At 31.7% G+C, this 12,110-nt stretch carries 12 protein-coding genes; 10 read left to right on the top strand and 2 right to left on the bottom strand.

All coding sequences use genetic code 11. The features are described from left to right. Positions 1-3: 3 nt before the first annotated feature. Positions 4-825 (bottom strand): glycoside hydrolase family 65 protein, encoded by an 822-nt coding sequence (locus tag KQH81_RS14145; protein ID WP_027637599.1) that lies wholly within the window; start codon positions 823-825, stop codon positions 4-6. A 126-nt stretch (positions 826-951) separates the two neighbouring features. Between KQH81_RS14145 and KQH81_RS14140 the strand changes: the two genes are divergently transcribed. The 4 genes from KQH81_RS14140 (at position 952) to KQH81_RS14125 (ending at position 4,794) form a co-directional block, all read left to right on the top strand. After that, positions 952-1,413: a hypothetical protein gene (locus KQH81_RS14140; protein WP_168972370.1), complete on the top strand. Its 462-nt coding sequence runs from the start codon at positions 952-954 to the stop codon at positions 1,411-1,413. A gap of 85 nt (positions 1,414-1,498) precedes the next feature. Continuing rightward, a complete protein-coding gene (locus KQH81_RS14135; RefSeq protein WP_027637597.1) occupies positions 1,499-2,386 on the top strand; it encodes a sulfide/dihydroorotate dehydrogenase-like FAD/NAD-binding protein in 888 nt (295 codons plus the stop codon). Beyond that, positions 2,386-3,768 (top strand): NADPH-dependent glutamate synthase, encoded by a 1,383-nt coding sequence (gene gltA, locus KQH81_RS14130; RefSeq protein ID WP_027637596.1) that lies wholly within the window; start codon positions 2,386-2,388, stop codon positions 3,766-3,768. The genes KQH81_RS14135 and gltA overlap by 1 nt, the downstream gene beginning before the upstream one ends. Before the next feature lie 126 nt (positions 3,769-3,894). Then, the gene (locus tag KQH81_RS14125; RefSeq protein WP_230028434.1) at positions 3,895-4,794 is read left to right on the top strand and encodes a DNA-3-methyladenine glycosylase family protein; all 900 of its coding nucleotides are present in this window, start codon (positions 3,895-3,897) and stop codon (positions 4,792-4,794) included. Between the two features lie 45 nt (positions 4,795-4,839). Here the strand turns inward: KQH81_RS14125 and KQH81_RS17805 are convergent, their stop codons facing one another. After that, the gene (locus KQH81_RS17805; RefSeq protein WP_027637594.1) at positions 4,840-5,511 is read right to left on the bottom strand and encodes a TIGR01906 family membrane protein; all 672 of its coding nucleotides are present in this window, start codon (positions 5,509-5,511) and stop codon (positions 4,840-4,842) included. Between the two features lie 301 nt (positions 5,512-5,812). On the opposite strand from KQH81_RS17805, the gene groES reads away from it, so the two are divergent. The 6 genes from groES to KQH81_RS17690 all read left to right on the top strand — a co-directional run bounded on the left by groES (position 5,813) and on the right by KQH81_RS17690 (position 12,073). Then, the gene (gene groES / locus KQH81_RS14120) at positions 5,813-6,085 is read left to right on the top strand and encodes a co-chaperone GroES (RefSeq protein WP_027637593.1); all 273 of its coding nucleotides are present in this window, start codon (positions 5,813-5,815) and stop codon (positions 6,083-6,085) included. 20 nt (positions 6,086-6,105) lie between these two features. Further along, positions 6,106-7,734: a chaperonin GroEL gene (gene groL / locus KQH81_RS14115; protein ID WP_027637592.1), complete on the top strand. Its 1,629-nt coding sequence runs from the start codon at positions 6,106-6,108 to the stop codon at positions 7,732-7,734. A 191-nt stretch (positions 7,735-7,925) separates the two neighbouring features. Next, positions 7,926-8,675: a prepilin peptidase gene (locus tag KQH81_RS14110; protein ID WP_027637591.1), complete on the top strand. Its 750-nt coding sequence runs from the start codon at positions 7,926-7,928 to the stop codon at positions 8,673-8,675. Between the two features lie 28 nt (positions 8,676-8,703). After that, positions 8,704-10,392, top strand: coding sequence for a GspE/PulE family protein (locus KQH81_RS14105; RefSeq protein WP_178310704.1), 1,689 nt, complete (start codon positions 8,704-8,706; stop codon positions 10,390-10,392). A 12-nt stretch (positions 10,393-10,404) separates the two neighbouring features. Further along, complete coding sequence (locus tag KQH81_RS14100; protein WP_230028433.1) at positions 10,405-11,610, top strand: type II secretion system F family protein; 1,206 nt, start codon at positions 10,405-10,407, stop codon at positions 11,608-11,610. Between the two features lie 49 nt (positions 11,611-11,659). Continuing rightward, a complete protein-coding gene (locus KQH81_RS17690) occupies positions 11,660-12,073 on the top strand; it encodes a type II secretion system protein (protein WP_168972365.1) in 414 nt (137 codons plus the stop codon). The last annotated feature ends 37 nt before the right edge of the window (positions 12,074-12,110 follow it).

Genomic DNA, 12,110 nt, shown 5'->3' with positions numbered 1-12,110 from the left:
TATTTATCTAATATTTTCATTATAAAGTGTATCAAAGCTTTTTACACATGCGTTTTTTACTAAAGTTTTTGAGCGTGTTATAATTTGTTCTTTTTTCTTTGGTAAACCACTAGTTATAGATACATATTTAAAAAGAGTTAGGGGTACATTTTTCATTGCACGACCTTTTAATGTGTAAGATACAAGGTTGTTGGTGCAACACATATTTTCATAAGAAGTTTGTTTAAAATAACCTTCATGAAGTTCGCAGCGAATAGCACTGCTTAAAATATAGTTTTTTTCTGCATTTAGAAAGGATAAAACACCACATTTGCTACAAATATCTCCTTGAACTTTTTCTAAAGGGATAGTAATATTAGAGAAATCAATATATGGAGTGAAGGTAATTATACCATCGTAATTTAAAGGAGTTATACTATAAGAAACACAGTATATCTCTTTTAACGAACTGCTAAGAAGCTTCTTAATGTATAAACGATTTCGACGACCATTTTTATCTTCTAATATTGTTTCTCTTACCGCAACATTATTTTTCATATGTAGCGTTTCTCTATAGCTTATAACTTTACAACATGATAAACTTAGAGGAGAAGTGTTTATGGATACATTAATTCCTAAAATATTTGGCAGAGGAATAGAGCCTTGATGACCAGAATTCTGCTTGGAAAATTTTAATTTTACGGTTCCTAACTCATCATTACAGGATAAATTATTTTCGTCATGTAAGGCTCGGATTGACATATAATTATTGTTCAGAATTGAGTCCATTTTTTTAAAGGATTCTGTGTCATAATAAGTTAGATTGATAATATCGTTATAATTCATATAAATCACCTATCATTCAAACATGCTTATTAATAATTTATGCAGAAGGTTAACAAAATGGGATTAATAAATTAAAAAATAATACAATCAATGGTATAGATAATGGTATAATTAGGGGGGGATTTTATGACACGTAGAGGAATTTTAACAGCTATTTTTATGACAGGGATTATGGGATGTATTTCGTATTTCTTTAGCCCTGCTATGGCATTAATAATTTTAGGAATATTTTATTTATTTTTAGGATTTGCCCATATGACAAATAGACCAATGTATGATAAAATAATAACAATAATAAATATTGATAAATTTAATGCATATCAAAAAAAAGATGATGACTTCAAAAAATATATAAAAGATAATGCAGCATCTATGATATTTATAGGTATGGTATTATTGTATTTTGCATACAGGTGGTATGGCCAAGCTTTCAAGGTAAGTTATAGTGTGTTGATAATGATATTAGTTCTTGGTAGCTACTTTATTGATACTTATTCAATGACTAAGAGCAAAGACTGGGAAGATTACAAGAAGAAAAGTCTTATGTGGATGATTGTTCTTGTAGCAATAGCAGTTCTAGTTTTATGATTATAATATTCTCTAAGCAAAACTTAAGGAATACTATATAAAGATTATTATATTTTATCTTATTTACATGACAAGGGGGATTACGATGTATAAAATCTTAAAGAAAAGGTTTCTTGCGCAAAATATTTATTTGATGGATGTTGAAGCGCCAAGAGTAGCTAAATCATGTCATCCAGGTCAATTTATAATAGTTAAAATGGATGAAAAAGGTGAAAGAATACCACTAACTATATGTGATTACAATAGAGAAACAGGCAGCGTTACAATAGTATTCCAAGCCTTAGGAGAATCTACAAAAGAAATGTTAGAGTACAATGAAGGAGACTACTTTAAGGATTTTGTTGGGCCACTTGGAAGACCATCAGAATTTGTACATGAAGATTTAGAAGAATTAAAGAAGAAGAAGATAGTATTCGTGGCAGGTGGAGTTGGAGCAGCTCCTGTTTACCCACAAGTTAAGTGGTTACATGAGCAAGGTATAGCTGTAGACGTAATAGTAGGAGCTAAGACTAAAGATTTAGTTATCCTTGAAGAAGAAATGAAAAATGTTTCTGGAAACTTATATGTAACTACAGATGACGGAAGTTATGGATTTAAAGGAATGGTTACAGCTCAACTTGAAGAGCTTGTTAATCAAGGGAATAAATATGATTTATGCGTGGCTATAGGACCTATGATAATGATGAAATTCGTATGTCTTTTAACTAAAAAGTTAGAAATACCAACTATAGTAAGCTTAAATCCAATAATGGTAGATGGAACAGGAATGTGCGGTGCATGTAGAGTAACAGTAGGCGATGAGGTTAAGTTTGCTTGCGTTGATGGACCAGAATTTGATGGACATCTTGTAAATTTCGATGAAGCAATGAGAAGACAAACTATGTATAAGACAGAAGAAGGAAGAAAACTTCTAAAAATGCAAGAGGGAGATACTCATCATGGCGGATGCGGATTTTGCGGAGGTGACAAATAATGCTTAGAATGACTAAAGTTCCAGTAAAAGAACAAGATGCAAAGGTAAGAGCTACAAATTTTGAAGAAGTTTGTTTGGGATATACACCAGAAGAAGCAATAGAAGAAGCAAAGAGATGTCTAAACTGTAAGAAACCACTTTGTGTTTCTCAGTGTCCAGTATCAATAGACATACCAGGATTCATTTCTCATGTTAAAGAAGGAGATTTTGAGGGAGCGGCAAAGGTGATAGCTGAATCCAGCGCACTTCCAGCAGTTTGTGGAAGAGTTTGTCCTCAAGAAACTCAATGTGAAGGTAAATGTGTTCTTGGAATAAAAGGAGAACCAGTTTCAATTGGTAAGCTTGAAAGATTTGTTGCTGATTGGTCTAGAGAAAATAACATAGACTTAGGAACAACTGTTGAAAAGAAAAACAAGAAGGTTGCTGTAATAGGAAGTGGTCCTGCAGGGCTTACTTGTGCAGGAGACCTTGCAAGAATGGGTTATGATGTGACTATATTTGAAGCACTTCATGAGCCAGGAGGAGTTTTAGTTTATGGAATTCCAGAATTTAGATTACCAAAAGACACAGTTGTAAAGCATGAAATTGATAATGTTAAGAAGCTTGGAGTTAAGATAGAAACTAATGTAATAATAGGTAGAACTGTAACTATAGACGAGCTTATAGAAAATGAAGGCTTTGATGCTGTATTCATAGGTTCAGGTGCAGGACTTCCAAAATTCATGGGAATCAATGGAGAAAACTCTAATGGAGTATTCTCAGCTAATGAATTCCTAACAAGAAATAACCTTATGAAAGCATTTAAAGAGAATTACTCAACTCCTATAAAATCAGGCAAAAAGGTTGCTGTAGTAGGTGGCGGAAATGTTGCTATGGATGCTGCAAGAACTGCTTTGAGATTAGGATCAGAAGTTCATATAGTATATAGAAGATCGGAAGAGGAGCTTCCAGCAAGAGTTGAAGAAGTACATCATGCTAAGGAAGAAGGAATAATCTTCGATTTACTAACTAATCCAGTTGAAATAATAGCAGATGAAAACGGCTGGGTAAAGGGAATGAAGTGCATAAAGATGGAACTTGGAGAACCAGATGCTTCAGGAAGAAGAAGACCAGTAGAAGTTAAGGGTTCAGAGTACATTATGGATGTTGATACTGTAATAATGTCTTTAGGAACTTCTCCAAACCCATTAATATCATCTACAACTCCTGGACTTGAAACAAACAGATGGAAGTGTATAGTTGCTGATGAAGAGACAGGACTTACATCTAAAGAGGGAGTATATGCTGGCGGAGACGCTGTAACTGGTGCTGCAACAGTAATACTTGCTATGGGAGCAGGAAAACATGCTGCTAAAGCAATAAATGAATACCTTTCAAAATAGATGATACGGAAAGAGAGGATATTTAAAGATATTAAACTTTGAATATCCTCTTATTTTTTTATATTGGATTGGGGATAATATATATTATATAATAGAAATTGAAAATTGATAAAATGGAGGGATTATATGGACTTTAAAAGTGTGGAAGAGTTTTCTGATAGAATAGTCGTAAAGGAAGTGGAAAATTTTGAACTTCCTCACATATTTGATTGTGGGCAATGCTTCAGATGGAATAGACAGGACAATGGAAATTACATTGGTGTAGCTTTCAAGAGGGTTATAGAAGTTGAAAAATCAGGGGATGATGTGATTATATATAATGCATCAAAAGATGATTTTGAAAATATATGGAAATATTATTTCGATCTTGAAAAAGATTATTCTTTTATAAAAGAGAAATTAAAGAAAGACCCTATTTTAAAGGATGCGGTAGAGTTTGGAAAAGGAATAAGAATTCTTAATCAAGAACCATTTGAAATTCTTATAAGCTTTATAATATCTGCAAACAATAGAATTCCTATGATAAAAAGAGCTATAAACAGAATATCAGAAAAGTGGGGAGAGAAGATAGAGTATAAAGGAAATACATATTATGCATTCCCAACAATTGATGAGTTTAGTGAAGCATCAGCAGAAGAAATAGAAGCTTTAGGAGTAGGTTTTAGAGCAAAATACATAAAAGACACTTTAGATAAAGTTACAGAATCTTGTTCTAATAAAGAGGATATGTTTAATATAAATAGAATAAAGAGCTTATGCGATGATGAGTGTCATAAAGCTCTTCAAAACTTCATGGGTATAGGACCTAAGGTTGCAGATTGCATAATGCTTTTCTCTATGGAAAAGTGTTCTGCTTTTCCAGTAGATGTTTGGGTTAAGAGGGCTATGCAGTATTTTTATGTAGCTCCTGATGTATCTTTAAAAAAGATTAGAGATTTTGCTAGAGAAAAGTTTGGAGAACTTTCAGGCTTTGCACAGCAGTATCTTTTCTATTATGCTCGTGAAAATAATATAAAGATAGACTAAAATTGAATAATAAGTATTTTGTTAGGGACTGTCCTATAAAGAAACTTAAAGTGATCTATAGGAACAGCCTCTTTTTTTATTCAAATGAGAATTTATAAAAAATCCAATAGCAATGAATAAAAGGCTTAACAGAATTATAAAGGCACATATGAAAATAAAACAATGAAAGAAAAATTCTTGTGGCAGAATAGTTATAACAGGATCGAATACAGGGGAAAATAACCAATAGTCATTTGTAAAAAGAATTTTATGAAACAATGTAAATGCAAAATCAAAATTTATAAGAGAGCTTAATAGAATAGAAACAAGAATTAGTAAACAGCTGAAAGCTCCATAGTATAAGAAATTCATACGCTTATTCATATAAGAAAAATATATACAAATGCAAAGTGAAAGCAAACTTATAAATAGTAAACTTTTATTTTTTAAGAATAGTTCCTTAGTATCCTTAAAATGTATAGAACCTTCAGGAGAAATAGGAAAACTGGTTAGCTTTAACTCTTCAGGTTCTCTGTGATTTATATAATAAAGTAGCTCTTCAAAATTTTGTTTTACTTCTGCTTTGGAAATGTTTTTAGATTCACCTAAATTTAGACGATCTATATCTCTATGATATATCCACCTAGTATTTGCCACAGAAAATATACTAAATGAACATATAAATAATACCAAACTTAATGAACCTATAAAATTAATAAAAAAATGTGATTTTCGCATAAAAACCTCCTAGAAAATAAATACTATATATCTAATTATTAACCAAAAGTGCGAAAAATAGTAGTATAAATATTTAGAACATAGCTAAAAATCTATATTATAGTAAATAAAAGAAAATTAAAGAAATAGTGATATAATCTCTGTAAATTGGATTAAATGAATATTTAAGATAATTTGTTAAATTTGAAGAACTTAGACTAATAATATATATTATAACTATGTTAGCACTCGATATTAATGAGTGCTAATAAAACACAAGTATATAAATTTAATTTATGATAAATTTTAAGGAGGGGTTTCAATGAATATTAGACCACTTGGAGACAGAGTAGTTATCAAAAGACTAGAGGCAGAAGAAAAAACTAAGGGAGGAATAATCCTAACTGGAAATGCTAAAGAAAAACCTCAAGAAGCAGAGATTGTAGCTGTAGGACCAGGAACTTCTGAAGTTAAGATGGAAGTTAAAATAGGAGATAAGGTTTTATTTTCTAAATATGCTGGAACAGAAGTTAAACTTGATGGAGAAGAATATACAATATTAAAACAAGAAGATATATTAGCAGTAGTTGAATAAGAATTGGGAGGTAATGTATTATGGCAAAGAACATAATTTTTGGAGAAGATGCAAGAAGATCTATGCAAAAAGGTGTAGATACTTTAGCTAATACAGTAAAAGTTACTTTAGGACCTAAAGGAAGAAACGTTGTTTTAGACAAAAAGTTTGGAGCACCACTTATAACTAATGATGGTGTTACAATAGCAAGAGAAATAGAATTAGAAGATCCATATGAAAATATGGGAGCTCAACTTGTAAAAGAAGTTGCAACTAAGACTAATGATGTAGCAGGAGATGGAACAACAACTGCAACATTACTTGCTCAAGCTATAATTAGAGAAGGATTAAAGAACGTTACAGCTGGTGCAAATCCAATGATGATAAGAAATGGAATAAAGGTAGCTGTAGATAAAGCTGTAGAAGAATTAAGAAGTATTTCTAAGCAAGTAGAAGGAAAAGAAGACATAGCAAGAGTTGCTGCAATATCATCTGCAGATGAAGAAATCGGACAATTAATAGCAAATGCTATGGAGAAAGTAGGAAATGAAGGAGTTATAACTGTTGAAGAATCTAAGTCTATGGGAACAGAGTTAGACATAGTTGAAGGAATGCAGTTTGATAGAGGATATGTTTCATCTTATATGGTAACTGACACTGAAAAGATGGAAGCATCATTAGATAATCCATATATATTAATTACAGATAAGAAGATAACAAACATTCAAGATTTACTTCCAGTTCTTGAGCAAATAGTTCAACAAGGAAGAAAACTTCTTATAATAGCAGAAGACATAGAAGGAGAAGCTATGGCAACTCTAGTTGTAAACAAACTAAGAGGAACATTTACATGTGTAGCTGTTAAGGCTCCAGGATTTGGAGATAGAAGAAAAGAAATGCTTCAAGATATAGCAATATTAACAGGCGGAACAGTTATATCTGAGGAACTAGGCCATGACCTTAAGGAAATCACTTTAGATGCTTTAGGAACTGCAGAAAGCGTAAAGATAAGCAAGGATAATACAACTATAGTAAATGGCAAGGGTAATAAAGAAGAAATTCAAAACAGAGTTCATCAAATAAGAACTCAATTGGAAGAAACAACTTCTGAATTTGACAAGGAAAAGCTTCAAGAAAGACTAGCTAAATTAGCTGGAGGAGTTGCTGTTATAAAAGTTGGAGCAGCTACAGAGACAGAACTTAAAGAAAAGAAACTTAGAATAGAAGATGCTCTAGCAGCAACAAAAGCAGCAGTAGAAGAAGGAATTGTTCCAGGAGGCGGAACTGCATTTGTAACTATCTTAAATAAAGTTGCAGAATTAAAATTAGATGATGCAGATGCTCAACTTGGTATAAATATAATAGCTAAATCTTTAGAAGAGCCAATGAGACAAATAGCTTGTAATGCAGGGGTTGAAGGTTCAGTTATAATAGAAAAGGTAAGAAACAGTGAAGTTGGAGTAGGATACGATGCATTAAAAGGACAGTATGTAAACATGATAAAAGCTGGTATTGTAGATCCAACTAAGGTTGCTAGATCAGCATTACAAAATGCAGCTTCTGTAGCATCTACATTCCTAACAACTGAAGCTGCTGTGTGTGATATTCCTGAGAATAATCCAGCACCAGCTATGGGACCACAAGGAATGGGTATGGATGGAATGTACTAAAATTTAAATAATAAAATAATTAAACAGCCTAGAAATTTAAAATTCTAGGTTGTTTTTCTTTGTTCTACAAATAAGTTTAATGGAGACTATAGAAACAACATATATAATGTAGAAAAAAATTATAAATTATGGTATATTATACATATAATAAGTTGTGATTATTATATTGTATTATAATTTGAGGTAAAAAAATGAACTGTATTATATTTATTTTAGGTTTAATTATTGGCAGCTTTATAAACGTGTGTGTATATAGAATACCTAGGGAGGAGTCCATCTCTTACCCACCATCTACATGTACAACTTGTGGCTCTAGAATAAAAATTTACGATTTGATACCTGTGGTAAGTTACATCATGTTAAAAGGAAGATGTAGAAAATGCAAAGAGAAAATATCCATAAGATATCCTATTACAGAGTTATTAACAGGTATCTTATTTTTGTTTATATATTTAAAATTCGGAAATTCATATGACACTATAAAGAATATAGTGTTAGTGGTATTTGTAGAAATAATAGCGATCATAGATTTTGATACCATGGAAGTATATAGCTCTATAACTTATACAGCCATGGCAATTGGCGTTTTAAATATAATTATAGAAAAAATAGTATTTCATATGCATATATTAACTTACTTATTAGGAGCAGCTATACCAGCTGCCTTCATTTACATAATTAATAAGTTTAGTAAAGGTTTTGGTGGAGGAGATATAGATGTTTTTATTATAATAGGATTATTTTTAGGAGCAAATCTTAGTGGACTAACCTTGTTTTTCTCTATTATTATAGGTGCTGCTTCCGCAATTATTCTTGTGATTTCAAGAAAATTAAGTAAAAAGGATGCCATGCCTTTTGTTCCATATATATTTGCTGCGATGCTTATAACACTTTTGTGGGGAGAAGAGATAATAGACTACTATTTAAAGATGATTGTATAAGGTACTTTAAGAGATAAGGAGAATGCTTATGGCTATAATGACTAAAAAGAGATTAGGAGATATGCTTCTTGAAGAGAATAAGATAACCACAGCTCAGTTAAAATCATCATTGGAGAAACAAAAATTTTCAGGTAAAAAGCTTGGTGAACTGCTTATTGAGGAAAAACTAGTTACAGAGGAAGAAATATTAGAAGTACTAGAAAAGCAGCTAGGCATAGAAAGAATAAATCTAGAACTTATATCAATAAGTGAGAAGATGATATCTATGCTTCCTGAAGCTATATGCTTAAAATATGAGCTTATACCTTTTGATATGGTTGAAGGGAAAATAAAGATTGCCATATGGGATCCTTTAAATATATTTGCAATAGATGATGTGTCCATTGCTACAGGACTTCAAGTTGAAACTTATATAACATCAAGAAGTCAAATTAAAAAATCTATAGAGAGATACTATTCTAGCCATCAAGTACTTAAAGCAGCGGAAGAATTATCCAAGGAAAAGCATAATCTGAAGATAGAAACGGATTCATTGAATAGTTTCAGTGACATAAAAAATGCTCCAGTAGTAAAAATGGTTGATTATCTTATAAAAAGTGCTATAGAGGATAAAGCCAGTGATATACATATTGAACCTTATGAAAATATCATAAGGATAAGATATAGAATAGATGGAGAGCTTAAGGAAATGTCTACATTATCAATAGATACACTGCCATCTATAACTACAAGAATAAAAGTTCTAGCAAACCTTAATATAGCAGAAAAAAGAATACCTCAGGATGGAAGAATTGTAATAAATATAGAAGGTCAGCTTGTTGACCTAAGAGTATCAATACTTCCTATGATTACTGGTGAGAAAATAGTTATAAGAATATTGGACAAGGCTTCTTATGAATTAACAAAGGAATCTTTAGGACTTAGTGAAGAAGAAGTTAAAAATCTTAATGGACTTGCATCTAGACCCAATGGAATAATCTTAGTAACTGGACCTACAGGTAGTGGAAAGACAACAACCTTGTACTCAGTTTTGCGTGATATCAATACTGAAAACAGGAATATAATAACTATAGAAGATCCAGTTGAGTATACTATGGAAGGTGTAAATCAAGTTAATGTAAATACAAGAGTAGGTCTTACTTTTGCTAATGGGCTTCGTGCAATACTTAGACAAGATCCTGATGTAGTTATGATAGGTGAGATAAGAGATAATGAAACAGCTGAAATAGCTATAAGGGCTGCAATAACTGGACATTTAGTATTGAGCACTCTTCATACAAATGATGCTGCATCATCTATAACAAGACTTTTAGATATGGGATTAGAACCTTATCTTGTTGCTACGGCAATAACAGGAGTTGTTGCTCAACGATTAGTAAGAAAAGTATGCCCTAAGTGCGGATATTCTTATGAGGCTGATGATTATGAAAAAAGGCTTTTGAATTTGGATGAAAATGAACCTTTAAAGCTTAAAAGAGGTACAGGATGCCCATATTGTAATGGCACTGGATATTACGGAAGAGTTGGGGTTTATGAAATTATGGAAGTTACTTCTGACCATAGGAAGGCAATAGTTAAAAGTAATGATATAGAGTTATTTAGAGAGATGTGTATAAAAAATGGAATGAGAACTCTAAAGGAAAGCTGCAGAGAAAAAGTCATAGATGGAACAACTACATTAGATGAGATGATGAAGATATCATATTTAAAAGAATAGAGGTAAATAGTAATGGCTACCTACAGATATAAAGTCGTAAATGAAAAGGGAGAAAAGTTAGAAGGCATCTACGAAGCCTCATCAAGGGATGAAGTTATGCAGATGATAAGCACTAACAATTATTACCCTATAAAAATAGAAGAACAAAAGTCTAAAAATAATTTATTTACTATAAGAGTAGAAAAGAAAATTGGAATGAAGGACTTGGCAATTTTCTGTAGACAGTTTTATACCATGTTTAATGCAGGATTGTCTATAAACAATTGTTTAAAAGTACTTGAGCATCAGATTAATCACAAAGTATTAAAAAAGGCTTTAGCTGATATAGAAGATCGAGTGAAAAAAGGACAAACAATGGCTGAAGCTATGGGAAGTCTAGATGATATTTTTCCTCAGCTGCTTATAAATATGATAGCCTCAGGAGAAGAAAGTGGTAATCTAGATATAGTTATGCTGAGAATGGCTAACTATTATGAGAAAGAAAGTAAGAATGAGAGTAAGATAAAAAATGCTATGATTTATCCAATAGTACTGTCAGTAGTGGCGCTTTTGATAATGATAATACTAATAACTTTCGTAGTTCCAACTTTTGTATCATTATTTGATTCAAGCGAAATGGAACTACCATCATTAACTAAATTTATTTTAGGAACCAGTAGATTTATAGGATCATACTGGTATTTGATTTTACTATTAATAATTGCAGCAGTATGGAGTATATCTACATACCTTGGAACTCCTAAAGGTAAAGTTAATATGGACAATCTTAAGCTTAAGTTACCTATAGTGAAAGGATTAAATCAAAAAATAATAGTCTCAAGATTTACAAGTACTTTGTCCACATTATTAGCTAGTGGAATATCAATTATACAAAGTTTAGAGATTGTATCAGCTATAGTAGGTAATAAGGTAGCTGAATCAGATATTTTAAATATAAGAGAAAGGATGCTTAGGGGTGAATCCTTAGGTACACTGATACAGCAGAGTTCCATATTTCCAATGATGCTTGCGTCTATGGTCAGTATAGGCGAAGAATCAGGAAAACTTGAAGAAATTTTATCAAAGACAACTGATTTTTATAATAATGAGCTAGAAAATGAAATTCAAAAGGCGATAACCCTTATAGAACCGCTTTTGATAGTGGTAATGGGACTAATTATAGGAATAATGGTATTAGCAATAGTGATTCCTATGGTTACGATGTATAACATTGTGTAATGGATTCGTTACATATTGATATAAAAAACATACATATGGAGGGAAAATAATGAAAAAAGCTTTAGTAAACAAGAAAAAGAAGGGCTTCACATTAATCGAACTAATAATAGTATTAGCAGTAATGGCCATTATAGCAGCTATAGCTGTACCAAGTTATAACGCTATAAAAGAAAATTCAGCTAGAAAGGCTGATGAACAAAGTAGAGCAACTGTAGAGAGAGTAGCTACAATGTTAGCAGCAGATGGAAGTCTTGACGATGATACTTATACAATAACTTTTGATACTGCAAATAAGGCTATAGCAAAAGATAGTAAGACTGCACAAAATAAGGTTTTAACTGATGCGTTGAGCGAAGTAAAACCACTTCAAAGCAAAAATGATGACAAAAAAGATGCAACTGGATTTACAGTAAAAGTGTCTAATCAAAGTGCTAAGGTTGAAATAGACTATACACAAAAATAATATACAGGCTATTTTCTAAAGTGTAAGGCTATATTCG

The organism is Clostridium cadaveris (assembly GCF_020911725.1).
Taxonomy (GTDB): Bacteria; Bacillota; Clostridia; order Clostridiales; family Clostridiaceae; genus Clostridium_X; species Clostridium_X cadaveris.
Note: the sequence above shows the minus strand (reverse complement) of the source record. Positions and strands in the feature narration are given on the sequence as shown.

What these genes read in the sequence shown, in the direction of transcription:
- KQH81_RS14145 (WP_027637599.1), bottom strand. Translation starts at nt 825, where the DNA reads ATGAATTATAACGATATTATCAATCTAACTTATTATGACACAGAATCC.
- KQH81_RS14140 (WP_168972370.1), top strand. Translation starts at nt 952, where the DNA reads ATGACACGTAGAGGAATTTTAACAGCTATTTTTATGACAGGGATTATG.
- KQH81_RS14135 (WP_027637597.1), top strand. Translation starts at nt 1,499, where the DNA reads ATGTATAAAATCTTAAAGAAAAGGTTTCTTGCGCAAAATATTTATTTG.
- gltA (WP_027637596.1), top strand. Translation starts at nt 2,386, where the DNA reads ATGCTTAGAATGACTAAAGTTCCAGTAAAAGAACAAGATGCAAAGGTA.
- KQH81_RS14125 (WP_230028434.1), top strand. Translation starts at nt 3,895, where the DNA reads ATGGACTTTAAAAGTGTGGAAGAGTTTTCTGATAGAATAGTCGTAAAG.
- KQH81_RS17805 (WP_027637594.1), bottom strand. Translation starts at nt 5,511, where the DNA reads ATGCGAAAATCACATTTTTTTATTAATTTTATAGGTTCATTAAGTTTG.
- groES (WP_027637593.1), top strand. Translation starts at nt 5,813, where the DNA reads ATGAATATTAGACCACTTGGAGACAGAGTAGTTATCAAAAGACTAGAG.
- groL (WP_027637592.1), top strand. Translation starts at nt 6,106, where the DNA reads ATGGCAAAGAACATAATTTTTGGAGAAGATGCAAGAAGATCTATGCAA.
- KQH81_RS14110 (WP_027637591.1), top strand. Translation starts at nt 7,926, where the DNA reads ATGAACTGTATTATATTTATTTTAGGTTTAATTATTGGCAGCTTTATA.
- KQH81_RS14105 (WP_178310704.1), top strand. Translation starts at nt 8,704, where the DNA reads ATGGCTATAATGACTAAAAAGAGATTAGGAGATATGCTTCTTGAAGAG.
- KQH81_RS14100 (WP_230028433.1), top strand. Translation starts at nt 10,405, where the DNA reads ATGGCTACCTACAGATATAAAGTCGTAAATGAAAAGGGAGAAAAGTTA.
- KQH81_RS17690 (WP_168972365.1), top strand. Translation starts at nt 11,660, where the DNA reads ATGAAAAAAGCTTTAGTAAACAAGAAAAAGAAGGGCTTCACATTAATC.